At 73.3% G+C, this 16,628-nt stretch carries 15 protein-coding genes; 1 reads left to right on the forward strand and 14 read right to left on the reverse strand.

Annotated elements, in window-relative coordinates:
• Window position 1: 1 nt before the first annotated feature.
• The 13 genes from gap to fmt all read right to left on the reverse strand — a co-directional run bounded on the left by gap (window position 2) and on the right by fmt (window position 13,807).
• Window positions 2-1,018 (reverse strand): type I glyceraldehyde-3-phosphate dehydrogenase, encoded by a 1,017-nt coding sequence (gap, locus tag FO059_RS09040; protein ID WP_143908144.1) that lies wholly within the window; start codon window positions 1,016-1,018, stop codon window positions 2-4.
• A 201-nt stretch (window positions 1,019-1,219) separates the two neighbouring features.
• Window positions 1,220-2,197 carry a DNA-binding protein WhiA gene (gene whiA, locus FO059_RS09045; protein WP_143910601.1) on the reverse strand — a complete coding sequence of 326 codons (978 nt, stop codon included), beginning with the start codon at window positions 2,195-2,197 and terminating at the stop codon, window positions 1,220-1,222.
• Between the two features lie 12 nt (window positions 2,198-2,209).
• Window positions 2,210-3,253, reverse strand: a complete 1,044-nt coding sequence (locus tag FO059_RS09050; RefSeq protein WP_143908146.1) for a gluconeogenesis factor YvcK family protein — start codon at window positions 3,251-3,253, stop codon at window positions 2,210-2,212.
• The gene (gene rapZ, locus FO059_RS09055) at window positions 3,250-4,185 is read right to left on the reverse strand and encodes an RNase adapter RapZ (RefSeq protein ID WP_143910602.1); all 936 of its coding nucleotides are present in this window, start codon (window positions 4,183-4,185) and stop codon (window positions 3,250-3,252) included. Before rapZ ends, FO059_RS09050 begins: the two co-directional genes overlap by 4 nt.
• 35 nt (window positions 4,186-4,220) lie before the next feature.
• On the reverse strand, window positions 4,221-6,341 hold the full coding sequence (gene uvrC, locus FO059_RS09060; RefSeq protein WP_199257021.1) for an excinuclease ABC subunit UvrC: 2,121 nt from the start codon (window positions 6,339-6,341) through the stop codon (window positions 4,221-4,223).
• 40 nt (window positions 6,342-6,381) lie between these two features.
• On the reverse strand, window positions 6,382-6,954 hold the full coding sequence (locus FO059_RS09065; protein WP_282451608.1) for a PH domain-containing protein: 573 nt from the start codon (window positions 6,952-6,954) through the stop codon (window positions 6,382-6,384).
• Window positions 6,951-7,433 carry a 6,7-dimethyl-8-ribityllumazine synthase gene (gene ribH / locus FO059_RS09070; RefSeq protein ID WP_143908148.1) on the reverse strand — a complete coding sequence of 161 codons (483 nt, stop codon included), beginning with the start codon at window positions 7,431-7,433 and terminating at the stop codon, window positions 6,951-6,953. Before ribH ends, FO059_RS09065 begins: the two co-directional genes overlap by 4 nt.
• Window positions 7,430-8,707: a bifunctional 3,4-dihydroxy-2-butanone-4-phosphate synthase/GTP cyclohydrolase II gene (locus tag FO059_RS09075; RefSeq protein ID WP_143908150.1), complete on the reverse strand. Its 1,278-nt coding sequence runs from the start codon at window positions 8,705-8,707 to the stop codon at window positions 7,430-7,432. Before FO059_RS09075 ends, ribH begins: the two co-directional genes overlap by 4 nt.
• A gap of 90 nt (window positions 8,708-8,797) precedes the next feature.
• Window positions 8,798-9,460, reverse strand: coding sequence for a riboflavin synthase (locus FO059_RS09080; RefSeq protein ID WP_143908152.1), 663 nt, complete (start codon window positions 9,458-9,460; stop codon window positions 8,798-8,800).
• A gap of 77 nt (window positions 9,461-9,537) precedes the next feature.
• On the reverse strand, window positions 9,538-10,536 hold the full coding sequence (gene ribD / locus FO059_RS09085; protein WP_143910604.1) for a bifunctional diaminohydroxyphosphoribosylaminopyrimidine deaminase/5-amino-6-(5-phosphoribosylamino)uracil reductase RibD: 999 nt from the start codon (window positions 10,534-10,536) through the stop codon (window positions 9,538-9,540).
• 59 nt (window positions 10,537-10,595) lie between these two features.
• Window positions 10,596-11,345 carry a ribulose-phosphate 3-epimerase gene (rpe, locus tag FO059_RS09090; RefSeq protein ID WP_282451609.1) on the reverse strand — a complete coding sequence of 250 codons (750 nt, stop codon included), beginning with the start codon at window positions 11,343-11,345 and terminating at the stop codon, window positions 10,596-10,598.
• Between the two features lie 27 nt (window positions 11,346-11,372).
• Window positions 11,373-12,884 carry an RsmB/NOP family class I SAM-dependent RNA methyltransferase gene (locus FO059_RS09095; RefSeq protein ID WP_143908153.1) on the reverse strand — a complete coding sequence of 504 codons (1,512 nt, stop codon included), beginning with the start codon at window positions 12,882-12,884 and terminating at the stop codon, window positions 11,373-11,375.
• Entirely contained in the window at window positions 12,881-13,807 is a 927-nt protein-coding gene (fmt, locus tag FO059_RS09100) for a methionyl-tRNA formyltransferase (RefSeq protein WP_143908155.1), read from the reverse strand. Before fmt ends, FO059_RS09095 begins: the two co-directional genes overlap by 4 nt.
• A 152-nt stretch (window positions 13,808-13,959) precedes the next feature.
• On the opposite strand from fmt, the gene FO059_RS09105 reads away from it, so the two are divergent.
• On the forward strand, window positions 13,960-14,319 hold the full coding sequence (locus tag FO059_RS09105) for an EthD domain-containing protein (RefSeq protein ID WP_143908157.1): 360 nt from the start codon (window positions 13,960-13,962) through the stop codon (window positions 14,317-14,319).
• A 19-nt stretch (window positions 14,320-14,338) separates the two neighbouring features.
• Here the strand turns inward: FO059_RS09105 and FO059_RS09110 are convergent, their stop codons facing one another.
• Window positions 14,339-16,519 (reverse strand): primosomal protein N', encoded by a 2,181-nt coding sequence (locus FO059_RS09110; RefSeq protein WP_158726531.1) that lies wholly within the window; start codon window positions 16,517-16,519, stop codon window positions 14,339-14,341.
• Between the last annotated feature and the right edge of the window lie 109 nt (window positions 16,520-16,628).

Below are 16,628 nucleotides of genomic sequence, written 5' to 3' on the forward strand. Positions count from 1 at the left end.
ATCAGAGCGACTTGCCGACGAGGTCGACGAGGTCCACGAGCCGGTTCGAGTAGCCCCACTCGTTGTCGTACCAGCTGACGACCTTGATCTGGTCGTCGATGACCTTCGTCAGCGGGGCGTCGAAGACGCTCGAGTGCGGGTCGGTGACGATGTCCGACGAGACGATGGGATCGGTGCTGTACTTGAGCACGCCGGCCATCGGCCCCTCGGCCGCGGCCTTCATCGCCGCGTTGACCTCGTCGATCGACGCGGTCTTGCGGACGTTGACGGTGAGGTCGGTGACCGAACCGGTGGGGATCGGCACGCGCAGCGCGTAGCCGTCCAGCTTGCCCTGCAGCTGCGGGAGGACCAGGCCGATGGCCTTGGCGGCGCCGGTGCCGGTGGGCACCACGTTGACGGCGGCGGCGCGGGCGCGGCGCAGGTCCTTGTGCGGGCCGTCCTGCAGGTTCTGGTCCTGCGTGTAGGCGTGCACGGTGGTCATCAGGCCCTTTTCGATGCCGAACGAGTCGTCGAGGACCTTCGCGATGGGGCCGAGGCAGTTGGTGGTGCACGAGGCGTTCGAGATGATCGTCTGCGTGCCGTCGTACTTGTCGTCGTTCACGCCCATGACGACGGTGAGGTCCTCGCCCTTGGCGGGCGCGGAGATGATGACCTTCTTGGGGCCGCTCTGCAGGTGGCCGCGGGCCTTGTCGCCGTCGGTGAAGATGCCGGTGGACTCCACGACCACGTCGACGTCGAGGTCGCCCCACGGGATGGCCGCAGGGCCCTCCTTGATGGCGAAGGCCTTGATGCGCCGGGTGCCCACGACGATCTCGTCGCCCTCGAGCGCGACGGGCTCGGGGAAGCGGCCCAGGATCGAGTCGTACTTGAGCAGGTGGGTGAGGACGGCGGGGTCGGTGAGGTCGTTGACCGCGACCACCTCGATGCTCGTGTCGCCCTTGGCTCGCTGTGCCTCAACGGCGCGGAAGAAGTTGCGGCCGATGCGGCCGAAGCCGTTGATGCCTACCCGGACAGTCACTGTTCGCTCCTTACATAGCCGTATCGGGCGCCGTCGGCGGCCGCTCGGCCGAGATCTTCTTCGGTCGGTCTTGCGATACACCCCGGGCGCGGCGCGCCCCGCCGGGGAAGCTCAGTGCGCTCGGATCGATCCTAGTCGGTCGCCCTCGGCGGTCCGATCAAGCATCGCCACTACCCGCGTCGCACCCCGTAGCGCCCCCATTCAAGCCTCATCGAGCAGCTCGGGGGTCACCGCGGACTCGGTGTCCGGGATACCGAGCTGCGCGGCCTTGCGGTCCGCCATCGACAGCAGCCGGCGGATCCGGCCGGCGACGGCGTCCTTGGTCATCTCCGGCTCGGCCAGCTGCCCGAGTTCCTCGAGCGAGGCCTGCCGATGCTTGACGCGCAGTTCGCCTGCCTCGGCCAGATGCGCCGGCACCTCGTCGCCGAGGATCTCGAGTGCGCGTCCGACGCGCACCGCGGCGGCCACGGCCGCCCGGGCCGAGCGGCGGAGGTTCGCGTCGTCGAAGTTGGCGAGCCGGTTGGCGGTGGCGCGCACCTCCCGGCGCATCCGGCGTTCCTCCCAGACCATGCGCACCTCGTTGACGCCCATCCGTGTGAGCAGCACGCCGATGGCTTCGCCGTCGCGCACCACCACGCGGTCGGCGCCGCGCACCTCCCGGGCCTTGGCGGGCACCCCCAGGCGCCGCGCCGCGCCGACGAGCGCCAGCGCGGCCTCCGGCCCCGGCGCGCCGACCTCCAGCGCCGACGAGCGGCCCGGTTCCGTCAACGAACCGTGGGCGAGGAAGGCGCCGCGCCACGCGGCCTCCGCATCGAGCACGCTGCCGCCGACGACCTGCGTCGGCAGCCCGCGCACGGGTCGGCCGCGGTTGTCCAGCAAGCCGGTCTGCCGGGCCAGCCCCTCGCCGTCGCGCGCGACGCGCACCACGTACCGGCCGGACTTGTGCAGCCCGCCGGGGCTGAGCACGTGCACCTCGCAGGAATAGCCGTAGAGGTCGTGGATGTCCTTGCGCAGGCGACGGGCCGTGGCGCCCAGATCCACCTCCGCCTCGACCACCACCTGGCCGCCGACGATGTGCAGTCCGCCGGCGAAGCGCAGAAGCGACGCGACCTCTGCGCGCCGGGCGCTGGTGTGGGTCACCACCACCCGTGCGAGCTCATCTTTGACATCGGCTGTCATCGCCACGATGCGTCAATCCCCTTCCGTTCCGGCCGCGGTCCGCTCCGGACCGGCGACGTGCAGCGTGTGTTCCGAACGTGGTCGGCCCGGCTCGGGCAGGGCGACGCCGGCGAAACCGGCGAGCGCCTCGGCGAGCCGCTCGGGGTCGTGGGTGAACGTTCCCGGCACGGACAACTCCCGGTAGTGGACGCGCGCGCCGAACCTGTCCGCGGCCCGGCCGACGTTGTCGCGCTCCCCCCGCGCGCGGACGGCCGCCGCGTCCGCCAGCACGACGTCCGCCCGGAAGTCCGGCGCATGCTGCGCCAGCACCTGCAGATGACGCTCGGTGGAGAACCCCGCGGTCTCGCCCGGCTCGGCGGCCAGGTTGAGCACCACCACCTTGCGCGCGGACGACCGCTGCAGTGCATCGTAGAGCTCGGGCACCAGCAGGTGCGGGATCACGCTGGTGAACCAGGACCCCGGGCCCAGCACGAGGACGTCGGCCTCCTGGATCGCGCGGATCGCCGCGGGAACCGCCGGCGGGTCGCCCGGGAGCAGACGCACCCGCCGCACCCGCCCGGGGGTCGTGGCCACGGCGACCTGCCCGCGGATCGTCCGCACCACGCGGGGATCGTCCTCCAGGCCAGTGACCTCGGCGGCGATCTCCAGCGGCACCTGCGCCATGGGCAGCACCGCGCCCTGGACCCCCAGCACCCCCGCCAGCTCCGCGAGCGCGGCGACCGGATCCTCCAGCAGCTCGGTGAGGCCGGCCAGCACCAGGTTGCCCACGGAGTGCCCGGCCAGCGCGCCGTTGCCGCGGAACCGGTGCTGCAGCAGCTCCGTCCACAGTCCGCCGCGCTCGTCGGGCGCGGCGAGCGCGGCCAGCGCCATGCGCAGGTCGCCCGGCGGGATGATGTCGAGTTCCGAGCGGATCCGCCCGGACGAGCCGCCGTCGTCGGCGACGGTGACCACCGCCGTCACATCGTCGCTGAAGCGGCGCACTGCGGTGAGCGTGGCGAACAGGCCATGGCCGCCGCCGAGGGCCACCACCGACGGGCCGCGTGGGACGCGGTTCATTCGCGCCCCAGATCGCGGTGCACCACGCCCACGCCCAGCGCGGGATTCTCGGCCAGCAGCGCGCCCAGCGCCTCCGACATGGCCACGCTCCGGTGCTTGCCCCCGGTGCACCCGATGGCGGTGGTGACGTAGAACTTGCCCTCGCGCTGATAGCCGTCGATGGTCAGCTGCACCAGCCGGCTGTATGTGCGCAGGAACTCCGAGGCGCCCTGCTCCGCCAGCACGTACTCGCTGACGGCGGCGTCGCGCCCGGTCAGGCCGCGCAGCTCCTCCACCCAGAAGGGGTTGGACAGGAACCGCACGTCCGCCACCATGTCGGCGTCGGTGGGCAGGCCGTACTTGAAGCCGAACGATTGGACGGTCACGCGGACGGCACGCGGCTCGGAACCGCCGAACAGCGTCTCCATCTTCTCCCGGAAGCGCTGCACCGACGACGACGAAGTGTCGATGACGACGTCCGCGGACATGCGCAGCGTGGCGAGCATGGCGCGTTCCGCCGCGATCGCCTCCGCGAGCGTGCCCGAGCGCTGCAGGGGGTGGCCCCGCCGCACCTGCTCGAAGCGGCGCACCAGCACGTGGTCCGAGGCGTCGAGGAACAGGATCCGCGGCGCTCCCCCGCGACGGACCACCTCGTCGCCTACGGCGGCCAGGTCGCCCGAGAAGGTCTTGCTGCGGACATCGACCACCACGGCGAGCCGCTCGATGCGCGTCCCCTCGCTCAGGCCGTAGTCCACCAGAGTGGGGACCAGCTGCGGCGGCACGTTGTCCGCCACGTACCAACCGAGGTCCTCGAGGAGCTTGGCGGCCGTGCTGCGGCCGGCGCCGGACAGGCCGGTGACCAGCAGCACGTCGATCGCGGTGGCGGGGCGCTCGCCGAGGGCGCGCGGGCCGCCGGGGGCGGCTGCTGCCCCGGGGTCCGGTGCCCCGGAAATGCCTGCGGCGGGATCTGCGGCGGGCGTCGCGTCACTCACTGGGCGGTTTCACCTGTCTGTCCTGTAGTCCCGTCGGCGACGCCTTCATCGGTGCCGTCATCGGCGGCCGACTGTCCATGGAGGTGATCGACGATGATCCGGGCGGTGCCCGCGCCGATACCCGGCACCTGCGTCATTTCGTCAACGGTAGCCTCTCGCAGTCGTGCGAGCGACCCGAAATGGCGTACCAGTGCGGTACGCCGCACCTCGCCGAGACCCGGGATAGAGTCGAGTGCCGAGGCGGTCATCCGGCGCGACCTCTTGCTCCGGTGAAAGCTGATCGCGAACCGGTGCGCCTCGTCACGTACACGCTGCAGCAGGTACAGCGCATCGCTGCCGCGTGGCAGGATCACCGGCTCGTCGTCGCCGGGCAGCCACACCTCCTCGAGGCGTTTGGCCAGGCCGGCCAGGGCGACGTCGGTGACGCCGAGTTCGTCCAGCACCTCGGCCGCGGCGGCCACCTGCGGGGCGCCGCCGTCGACCAGGTAGAGGTTCGGCGGGTAGGCGAAACGGCGGGGACGGCCGGTGGCCGGGTCGATGGCGGCCTCCGGCGCCAGGTCGCCGCCGTCCGCGCCATCGCCGGCGGACTCCGCCGCGGCCTGGTCCGTCGCCTGCCCGGATCCGTCGGCCGGCACGGGCTCACCGGGATCCGCCGCGTCCGCGGAGATCGGCGTGTCGGCGCGGTGCCGCTTGAATCGCCTCCGCGTCACCTCGGCGATGCTCGCGACGTCGTCCGAGTGCCCCTCGCCGGCCGCCTCCTTGATCGCATAGTGGCGGTAGTCGGACTTCTTCGCGAGCCCGTCCTCGAAGACCACCAGCGAGGCGACGACGTCGGTCCCCTGCACGTGGCTGATGTCGACGCATTCGATCCGCAGGGGGGCGTCGTCGAGGTCCAGGGCGTCCTGGATGCCCTGGAGCGCGGCGCTGCGCGTGGTGAGGTCGCCGGCGCGCTTGAGCTTGTGCAACGCGAGGGCCTGCTCCGCGTTGCGCCGGACCGTCTCGGCCAGGTCCTTCTTGTCGCCGCGCTGCGGAACCCGGATGCGCACGGCCGACCCGCGCATCCCCCCGAGCCAGGCGGACAGCTGCTCGGCGTCCGTCGGCATCTCGGGGACGAGGATCTGACGCGGCACCACGCTGCGCGCGTCCGAGTCGTCCAGACCGGAGCGTCGGGCCTGGTCGTTCTCGCCGCCGTAGAACTGGGTGAGGAACTGCTCGACGAGTTCGGGGGCCTCGGCGTTCTCCACGCGCTCCACCACCCAGCCGCGCTGCCCGCGCACGCGGCCGTCGCGCACGTGGAACACCTGCACCGCCACCTCGAGGTCGTCGTAGGCGAAGGCGACGACGTCCGCGTCGGTGCCGTCGCCGAGCACCACCGACTGCTTCTCCAGCGCCTTGTGCAGCGCGCCGAGGTCGTCGCGCAGGCGTGCGGCACGCTCGAAGTCGAGCTCTTCCGAGGCCGCGAGCATCTTGCGCTCGACCTGCTTGAGCAGACGCGTGGTGCGGCCCGCCAGGAAGTCGCAGAAGTCGTCGACGATCGCGCGGTGCTCGTCCACCGACACCCTGCCCACGCAGGGCGCCGAGCACTTGCCGATGTACCCGAGAAGGCAGGGGCGGCCCAGTTGCTGATGCCGCTTGAGCACGCCGGCGGTGCAGGTGCGGGCGGGGAAGACGCGGAGCAGCTGGTCGAGGGTCTCGCGGATGGCCCAGGCGTGCGAGTACGGGCCGAAGTACCGGACCCCCTTGCGGCGCGGCCCCCGATAGACGAACAGGCGGGGGATCTCCTCCCCCACGCTCACCGCCAGCATCGGATAGGTCTTGTCGTCGCGGTACCGCACGTTGAAGCGGGGGTCGAACTGCTTGATCCAGTTGTACTCGAGCTGCAGCGCCTCGACCTCCGTGCCCACGACCGTCCACTCGACGGATCCGGCGGTGGTCACCATGCGCCGCGTCCGCGGATGCAGCGTGGTGAGGTCGGCGAAGTAGTTGCTCAGCCTGTTGCGGAGGTTCTTCGCCTTGCCGACGTAGATGACGCGGCCGTCGGGGTCGCGGAACCGGTAGACGCCGGGCTCGGTGGGGATGGTGCCCGGGGCGGGGCGGTAGGTGGTGGGATCCGGCACGGCTCCAGGCTATCGCGCGTCCCGCCGGCGGTCGCCGGTCCTAGTCCTGCCCGCCCGCGGCTTCGCGCCCCTGCCCGCCCGCGTACAGGCGCTGCAGCGCGCGGAAACGCTTGACCGCCTCGACGGATCGTCCCCGGTCGTTGATCTGCACGGCCAGCACGGGCACGTACTCGTCGTCCGGCAGGTCGATCCGCGCCCACGAGGCGCCCTCCGGGAACGTGATCCGCTGGACCAGGTCCCACTGGATGAACTTGTCGCTGAACAGGTTCCGGACGCTGATGCCCTGGGGGCCCACCCGCAGCCGGGGCCGGGTGAACAGCAGCACACCGCATCCCATCAGCACGCCGATCAGCGCGATGGAGATCTGGTCCCAGATGCGGAAGTGCACCCCGGTGTCGGCGATCCTCAGCAGCGACCCGAGCACGGTGAACACCACGACGAGGAAGATCGCGACACCGATCGCGTAGAGGCTGCTGCGCCGCGACCGTGCCACGAGGTCCCACTGGAACCGGTCCGGGTCGTCCACCGCCACCGGCCCGGCCCGGCCGGCCTGCGTGTCCCGTCCAACGCTCTGCGCGGCGTCGTCCACCATCGATCCGCCCTCCGCGGTCATGCCGTTCCGTCCTGCAGCCGACGCAGCGTGGTCGCCACGTCCAGAGCCGCCATCGTCGCTTCGCCGCCTTTGTCCTCGAAGGAGCCGGGCAGCCCGGCGCGGTCCAGCGCCTGCTGTTCGGTGTCCGTGGTCAGGACCCCGTTGCCCACGGGCGTCGACTCGTCGAGACCCACACGGGTCAGGCCGGCCGTCACCGCGTCGCACACGTACTCGAAGTGGGGGGTGCCCCCGCGGATCACCACGCCCAGCGCCACGACCGCGTCGTGCGTGCGCGCCAGGTGCTGGGCCATCACGGGCAGTTCCACCGCCCCGGCGACACGGACGACGGTGGGCCCGGACACCCCGGCGGCCTCGGCCGCGCGCAGGGCCCCGGCCAGCAGCGCGTCGTTGATCTCCCGGTGCCAGTGGCCCGCGACGATTCCCAGTGTGAGCCCCGGCGTCACCGCGCCGTACTCGATTGGCCGGCCTTCCGCGCTCATGCGGGCCCTCCGTCGCCCGCGGTCACAACGCTCTCCGCGCCGGACGCCGTGGGATCGAAATCGTCCAGGCCGATCAGGTCGTGCCCCATGCGGTCGCGTTTGGTGCGCAGGTAGCGCAGGTTCTCCGCCGTCGCCCGCACCGGCATCGGCACCCGCGCGGTGATGGTGAGGCCGTAGCCGCCCAGGCCCACCCGCTTCGCCGGGTTGTTGGTGAGCAGTCGCATCGAGCGCACGCCCAGGTCCACCAGGATCTGCGCGCCCAGCCCGTAGTCGCGGGCGTCGGCCGGCAGTCCCAGCTCCAGGTTGGCGTCCACCGTGTCCCGGCCGGCGTCCTGGAGCTGGTAGGCCTGCAGCTTGTGCATCAGGCCGATTCCCCGCCCCTCGTGCCCCCGCATGTACAGCACGACGCCGCGGCCTTCGTCGGCGACCATCTGCATGGCCGCGTCCAGCTGGGGTCCGCAATCGCACCGCAGCGAGCCGAACACGTCGCCGGTCAGGCACTCCGAGTGCACGCGGACCAGCACGTCGGCGCCGTCACCGATGTCGCCGCAGACCAGCGCGACGTGTTCGACGTCGTCGTGCACGCTCTCGTAGCCGACCGCCCGGAACGCCCCGTGCGCGGTGGGGATGCGGGCGTCGGCCACGCGCTTGACGTGCTTTTCGTGCTTGCGCCGCCAGCTGATGAGGTCGGCGATGGAGATCATCGCCAGTTCGTGTTCGTCGGCGAACACGCGCAGTTCATCGGCGCGGGCCATCTCGCCGTCGTCCTTCTGGCTGACGATCTCGCAGATCGCGCCGGCCGGGCGCAACCCGGCGAGCGACGCCAGGTCCACCGCGGCCTCGGTGTGCCCGGGCCGGCGGAGCACGCCGCCCTCCTTGGCCCGCAGCGGCACCACGTGGCCGGGGCGGGTGAAGTCCTCGGCGCCGCTCGCACCGTCCGCGAGCATCCGCATCGTGCGGGCGCGGTCCGCCGCCGAGATGCCGGTGGTGACGCCTTCGCGCGCGTCGACCGTGACGGTGTAGGCCGTGCCGTGCTTGTCCTGGTTCACCGTGTACATCGGCGGCAGCGCCAGGCGCTCGCAGTCCGCTCCGGTCAACGGCACGCACAGATACCCGGAGGTGTAGCGGACCATGAACGCGACGAGCTCCGGGGTGGCCTTCTCCGCGGCGAAGATCAGGTCGCCCTCGTTCTCGCGGTCCTCGTCGTCGACCACGACGACCGCCTTGCCGGCGGCGATGTCGGCCACCGCCCGCTCAATGCTGTCGAACCTCACGCAACGCTCCCATGGCAGCTCGTGGTCTCGCCCCGCGCACGCGCTCACGGCTTGACACCCGTGGACACCGGTGAGTGCCCCGATTCCCGACTACGAGGGTAGGCCCTGCACACCGCGTGCGGCGGCACCGGCTCCCAGAAGCCGCTCGACGTATTTTGCGAGGACGTCCACCTCGAGGTTGACCCGCGTTCCGGCAGCGGCGCCCCCCAGCACCGTCGTCGCCAGGGTGGTGGGGATCAGCGACACCTCGAACCAGTCCTGACCTGCCTCGTCGACGCCCAGCGCGCTGACCGTCAGCGATACGCCGTCGACGGTGATCGAGCCCTTCTCCACCACGTACCGCGCGGAAGCGGCGGGCACCGACACCCGGACGACCTCCCAGTGTTCGTGCGGGGTGCGGGAGATCACAGACCCGACGGTGTCCACGTGCCCCTGCACGATGTGGCCGCCGAGCCGGCTGGACACCGTTGCGGCGCGTTCGAGGTTGACCGGGCTTCCCACGCGCAGGTCGCCCAGCGCGGAGCGCGACAGCGACTCGTGCATCACGTCGGCGGTGAACGAATCGGCGAGCGTCCCCCCGCCGTCGGCGCCGAGCAGGTCGACGACGGTGAGGCACACGCCGTTGACGGCGATCGAATCGCCGTGGCCGGCGTCCGAGGTGACCAGCGGCCCGCGCACGGTGAAGCGGGAGGAGTCCCCCATCTCGGTCACTGCGGTGACCTCACCGACCTCTTCGACGATTCCCGTGAACAATCCCGTGGTCCTCTCGCTCGCCGGCGCCCAGGTGGGCCGTGCCCGGTCTGGCAGTGCCGGACGGGCCGACGATGCGGCTACCGCCCGGTCACCCGATCGTATGTCAGCAGCACGTCGTCGCCGAGGGCGCGCACCGGCATCCGCAGACGGAACCGGCTGAGGTCCGCGATCGACCGCGCGCCGCTGCCCACGACCGCGGCACGGCCGTCCCCGAGCACGGCCGGCGCCAGATAGTGCTCGATCCGGTCGACCAGGCCCGCCCCGAGAAACGCGCCCGCGAGCCGCGGCCCGCCCTCGATCTGCACATCGCAGCAATCGGCGGAGAGGCGCTCGATCACGCCGGCGGGGTCGTGGTCGCGGATGACGAGAGTGCGCGCAGCCGAGTCGAGGATGCGGCTGCCCGCCGGCATGGGCCGGTCCCCCACGACCACGCGCAGCGGCTGGTGGCCACGCAGCGAGCCGTCGGGGTTGCGGGCGGTCAGCGCCGGGTCGTCGGCCAGGACGGTGCCGGTGCCGACGACGATCGCGTCGACCCGGGCGCGCCGCGCGTGCACCTCGGCACGGGCGGCCTCGCCGGTGATCCAGCGGCTGGTGCCGTCGGGCGCCGCGACCCGCCCGTCGATGGTCGTGGCGATCTTGAGCGTGACCTCCGCCCGTCCGGTGCGCTGCCGGTGCAGCCACGGCCGGAGCGGCCCGGCCTCCACGTCGGCGGCCGACACGCCGCCGACCACCTCCACCCCGGCCCGGCGCAGCGTCTCCGCGCCCCCGGAGGCCTGCGCGGTGGGATCGGCGATCGCGAAGACCACCCTCGCTACTCCGGCCTCGATCAGGGCGCGGCTGCACGGCCCGGTGCGGCCGGTGTGATCGCACGGCTCGAGCGTGACGACGGCGGTGCCGCCGCGCGCCCGGGCCCCCGCCTGTGCCAGTGCGGCGGCCTCGGCATGCGGGCCGCCCGGCGGGGCCGTGGTCCCGGCGCCGCACACGTACCCGCCGGCGTCGAAGATCAACGCCCCCACCGCGGGGTTGGGGCTGGTGCGCCCCGCCACGGCCCGCGAAAGCTCGACGGCCTCGAACATCGCCTCGCGGTCGTCCAGCCGCGCGCCCAGCGGCCACTGCGGGGCCGGTTGCGGCCGGGTCACGGGTGCAGGTGCAGGTGCGGCGACGCGGCCGCCGCCTGCTCGCGCAGGTTGCGGACGGCGGCGGCGGGATCGTGCGCACCGTAGACGGCCGAGCCGGCCACGAAGCAGTCGACGCCCGCCTCCGCGGCCTGCTCGATGGTGTCGGCGTTGATGCCGCCGTCGATCTCCACCAGCAGCCGCAGCTCGCCCGAGTCGACCAACCGGCGCACCGCACGCGCCTTGTCCAGGACGTCGGCGATGAACGACTGACCGCCGAAGCCCGGTTCGACGCTCATCACCAGCAGCGTGTCGAACTCGCGCAGGACCTCCAGGTACGGGTCGATGGGAGTGCCCGGCTTGACGGCGAGCCCCGCCACCGCACCGGCGGCGCGGATGTCGCGGGCCACGGCCACCGGGTCGTCCGCCGCCTCCGCGTGGAAGGTGACGTTGTGCGCACCCGCCTCTGCGTACGGCGGCGCCCAGCGGCCCGGATCCTCGATCATCAGGTGGCAGTCCAGCGGGATGTCGGTGGCCTTGAGCAAGCTCTGCACCACCGGCAGACCGAGGGTGAGGTTGGGCACGAAGTGCGCGTCCATCACGTCGACGTGCAGCCACTCGGCGCCGGCGTCCCCGGTGGCCGGGTCGCCCGCGACGATGGCGGCCTCCTCCGCGAGCCGCGCGAAGTCCGCGGACAGAATGGACGGCGCGATCATCGGCTGCCGCACCCGCTGTGCTGTCTCCGGGCCCGCCGGAACCTGGTTCGCCATGCGGCACATTCTATGGGCGCGCCGTGCTCACTTGCGCAGCGCCGCCAGGAACATGCCGTCGGTGCCGTGGCGGTGCGGCCACAACTGCACGAACGGCCCGTCACCGAGGCCCGGCATGTCCGGCAGGAGCGTGCGGGCGTCGAGCGGGGTGAGGCCGTGGCGGCGCTGCGCGTCCGCGGCGATCCCGGCGGTCTCCGCCAGGTGCGGCGAGCACGTCGCGTACACGATCACCCCGCCCGGCCGTACCAGCGCCGCCGCCGCGCCCAGCAGTTCCCGCTGCAGCCGGGTCAGGTCGGTGACATCCTGGGGGCCCTTGCGCCAGCGGGCCTCCGGGCGGCGCCGCAGCGCGCCCAGCCCGGTGCAGGGGGCGTCGACGAGGATCCTGTCGTAGCCCGGGGTGAGGCCGCTGTCGCGGCCGTCCGCGGTGTGGACCGTCACGGGCAGGTCGCCGGTGGTTCTCCGCACCAGGTCGGCGCGGTGCTCCAAAGGCTCGACCGCGTCGACACGGGCGCCGTCGATCTCCGCCACCGCCCCCATCAGCGCCGCCTTCCCGCCCGGCCCGGCGCACAGGTCCAGCCACCGCCCGCCGTCCGGGCCGTCCAGCGGGGCCACTGTGACGGCGCGGGCGACCAGCTGGCTGCCCTCGTCCTGCACGGCGGCGAGCCCCTCGCGCACCGGATCCAGCTCCCCGGGATCGCCGCCGTCGAGGTAGACCGCGTACGGCGAGTAGCGTCCCTCCTCTCCCCCGGTGACCAAGGCCAGCTCCTCGGCGCTGATGGCGCCCGGCCGGGCCACCAGGTGCACACGGGGGCTGACGTTGTCCGCCTCGAGGGCCGCGTCGAGCTCCCCGGCGGCGGGCCCCAGCGCATCGGCGAAGGCCTGCGCGATCCAGGTCGGATGGGTGTGCCGGAACGCGGATGCCGCCACCGGCGCGGACTCGGGTGGGGGCGTCAGCTGCGCGATCCACTGCTGATCGGTCTTCTCCGACGCCCTGCGCAGCACCGCGTTGGCGAACCCGCCCGCGCCCCGGCCGTTGTCCGCCACCACCATGTCCACCGTGGTCGAAACGGCCGCATGCGGCGCCACCCGGGTCCGCAACAACTGGTAGACGCCGAGCCGCAACGCGTCGAGGACGGGCGGATCGATCCGGTCGAGGGCCCTGCCGGCGCACGCCTCGATCACCGCGTCGAGCAGCCCCAGCGCGCGGCACGCGCCGTAGGTGAGTTCGGTGGCGAAGGCGGCGTCCCGCCCGCTGATCCGGCGCTCGCGCAGCAGGCGCGGCAGCACCAGGTTGGCGTAGGCGTCGCGCTCCCGCACGGCGCGCAGCGTGTCGCGTGCGGCCTCTCGCGCCGGGTCGGCGGCCGGATGCTCACGGCGACGGGCCTCCCGTCCGTCTCTACCCGCGGGCCCGCGGCCGGCGCGCGAACGCCCCTTCTCCGCGCGCGGCCGGCCGTTGCCGCCGTCGCCGGAGCGACCCCTGTCCTGGCGCCCGCCCCCGCCGTGCGGGTGTCCGTCGGCGCCGTTCGCCCGTGGGCTCATGCGAAGGTCTCCTCACCCGTGAGTCGTGCGCCGCGCGCCCAGTCGGCCGCACGCATCTGCTTCTTTCCGGGGGGCTGCACCCAGCTCAGTTCGACAGCGTCGGTCCCCGTCCCGACGAACACGGCCTTCTTGGTGACCTCGACCTGGCCGGGGGCCGGCTCCCGGCCGCCGGCCGGACGCACCGGCCCGAGCTTGAGCCGCACATCCCCCAGCATCGTCCAGGCCCCCGGATCCGGGGTGACCGAGCGGACCCGGCGGTCCACGGCGGGCGCCGGATGCCGCCACTGCACGCGCGCGCCCTCCACGGTGATCTTCTCCGCGTAGGTCACCCCGTCAGCGGACTGCGGCACTGCGGTGAGCGTGCCGTCCTCGATGCCGTCCATTGTGGCGGCGAGCAGCCGCGCGCCGGAACCCGCCAGTCGCCCAAGCAGGTCGCCGGCGGTGTCGTCGTCCCGGATCCGCTCCGTCACCACCCCGTACACGGGGCCCGTGTCGAGAGCCGGCTCGATCAGGAACGTCGCGGCGCCGGTCATCTCGTCCCCGGCGGCGATCGCGGCCTGCACCGGCGCCGCGCCACGCCACGCCGGGAGCAATGAAAAGTGCAGATTGACCCAGCCGTGCGCGGGCACGGCCAGCGCGTCGGCGGGCAGCAGGTTGCCGTAGGCGACGACCGGACAACAGTCGGGCTCGAGCTCACCCAGGCGTGCAAGAAAGTCCGGGTCCGCTGCCCGGGCGGGCGTGAGGACCTCGATGCCCTCCTCGTCGGCCAGCCGCCCGACCGGTGACCGGCCGGTCTTCCGTCCGCGCCCGGCGGCCGCGTCGGGACGGGTGACGACGGCGATCACCTCATGCCGCGGGGAGTCGATGAGCTCCCTCAGCGACGGCACCGCCGCCTCGGGGGTTCCCGCGAAGATCACTCGCACGTCGAAAAGTCCTTCCCTCGTACCTGTCGTGTCCTGTTCAGCCTGCCGTGTCCCGTCGAGCTTAGTTTCCGGGGTCCGCGCGCAGGCCGCTGCGGCTATCGTCGACTCGTCCGCGCCGCGCACCGTCGGCGACGCCACTACCCGGAGGCCCCGTGTTCAAAGCCATCGCACTACTCACCCGCCGCGCCGACCTGACGCGGGAACAGTTCATCGAGTACTACGAGACCCGGCACGCGCCGCTGATCACAAGCCTTCTTCCGCCGTTCCGCGAGTACCGGCGCAACTTCCTCGAACACGACGACAGGCTCGCCGGGCCCGACGCCCCGGCAGCCGACTTCGACGTGGTCAGCGAGTTCGTGTTCGACGACCGCGCCGGGTACGAGGCGATGCTCGCCGCGTACGCAGTCCCGGACACCGCCCGGCGGATCGCCGCCGACGAGGAGAACTTCGTCGACCGCACGCGCACACGGATGTACGTCGTGGAAACCCGCAGCACCGACACCGGGGCCTGACCAGACGCCGCAACGCGCGTCACCCGACGCGTACCGGGTCGATTTGCACCCGCACAGTGCCCTGCACCCGATGCGAACTGAACGCCGCCTGCCCCACCGCCAGCGCGCGGGAAAGCGCCGCACCATCGCGACGCGGCACGCGCAACAGCATCCGTTCCGCGTCGGCAGGCGGCTCGGCGGGCGCGTCGCGGGCCGAACCGCGCCCTGCACCGTCCCGACCGCCACCGCCCGGGAGCCGGACCCCGGGAGGAAGCGGAACCGGTCCCAGTGGTTCGGCCCCGTCGGGCAGCTCCACAAGGTCCAGGAACGCCGAGAGGGTATCCGGTGCGCCGTCCACCGCGGCGATCCGCACCGCCGGCGGAAAGCGGACCTCCCTGCGGCCGGCGAGCTCGAGCTGCGCCTGCCCCACCGGGTCCCAACGGATGAGGGCCTGCACCACCTCGGCGCCGGCGTCCGCCACCACGACGACCTTGCCGCCCGCCTCGGCGCTGCGCACCAGCGCCGAGGCCGCCATCCAGCGCCGCAACGCCTCCTCGCCCGCGCGCAGGTCGGCACGCGTCAACAGCGACCAGCCGTCGAGGAGCAGGGCGGCGCCGTAGCCGCCGGGGGCCACCGGCTCGGCGCCCACCGTGGCCACGACGACGGCCGCGCGCGCCGGAACCTCGTCGCGGACTTCCGAACCGGACGAGCCGATCACCGGCACCCCGCGGAACGCGCGCCCGAACTCCTCCGCGGTGCGCTGCGCGCCCGTCACCTGCGCGCGCAGGGCGCGGGAGCCGCACTTGGTGCACGAGTGCGAACGCGCGGGGGTGCCGCACCACCGGCACGTGGGCGGGGCGGCGGCCTCTTGGTCGTCACCGCCGCCTCCTTCGGCTCCGGCCGCGGCGCCCGTACGCGGCGACGGGAGTCCGAGCGGCCCGGCGCACCGTCGGCACCGCGCGGGCTCGCGGCAATTCGCGCAGGCCACCACCGGGATGTACCCGGCGCGGGGCACCTGGACTAGGACGGGCAGCCCGGCGGCGAGGGCATCGCGGGCCGCCTGGAAGCCGATCGCCGGCAGCCGCGCCTGCCGCGCCGCGGGGTCGCGGGCGAGAGCCTGCTCGCTGTCCGCGAGCGCCCGGATCAGCGGCGAGGCCGACCGCACCCGGTGACGCGGGGCCACCAGGTCCTGAGCCCACCCGTGATCGACCAGCGACTGCGCCTCGGCGGTGCGCGCGTGCCCGCCCAGCAGGAACCCCGCCCCGGCGGCGTCAGCGCGCAGCAGCCCCACCTCGCGCGCGTGCGGATAGGGCGATCGGGGTTCGGACAGCAGGTCGTCGCCGTCGTCCCACAGGGCCACGAGCCCCAGCCGTGCGACGGGGGTGAACACGGCGCTCCGGTTCCCGACGACGATGCAGGGCGGGCCCGCCAGGGCCGTCACCCAACGGCGGTACCGGGCCTGCGGCCCCAGACCGCCGGCGAGTTCAACCACCGCGCCGTCGGCGAGCGGGTCCTCTGCGCACAGACCACGCAGTGCCGCCGCCACGCGGTCCAGGTCGCGGCGGTCGGCCACGACGATGACCGCGGACCGTCCCCCGGCGAACGTGGCATGGGCCGCCTCGGCGATGCGCTGCGCCCAGTCCTCGCCGGGCATCGCCTGCCACACCGCCCGCGGCGCACGGCCGCCGCGGGCCGCGTCGACGAACGCGGCGCCGTGTACGTACTGGTCCCAGGCGTCGTCCGCGGGGGCCCCGTCGCCGGCCGCTTCATCGCCGGAGACGCCGTCCCCGGAAACCCCGGATGCGTCGGTGGCTTTCCGCGATTCCAGGCCGTTCCCCGACCCCACTTCCGCGCCCGCCGTGTGTCCATCCCGTGCTGCCGCGCGCTTCGCCAGCGACTCCAGGGCCGCGGATTCCGCGCGCGCGTGCCGTGGCGGGACCGCGAGCCGGAGCACGTCGGCCCGGGTGCCCGCGTAGCGTTGTGCGACCGCCTCGCACAGGGCGGCGAGTTCCCCGGTCAGCACCGGCAACGGGGATACCACGCGTTCGATGGCGCCGAGGCGTCCTTGGTGCTCGGTGTCCGCGACACGCTCGAGGACGTAGCCGTCGATCAGCCGCCCCGAGAACCGGACGCGCACCCGCACCCCCGGCCGGGCCTCGTCGTCGAGGGCCTCCGGCACCCTGTAGTCGAAGGTGCGGTCCAGGTGCGCCGGCTGCACCATCGGCAGCACCCGCGCAACCGGCAACGGCACGACGGGACCGGAATCGGCCGCCCCCTCAGCGGATGCGGTCGCCGCGTTTCTCGCAGCGGAGGCGCCGTGCTCACGCATG

Origin of the sequence: Tomitella fengzijianii, assembly GCF_007559025.1 — a bacterium.
Classification (GTDB): domain Bacteria; phylum Actinomycetota; class Actinomycetes; order Mycobacteriales; family Mycobacteriaceae; genus Tomitella; species Tomitella fengzijianii.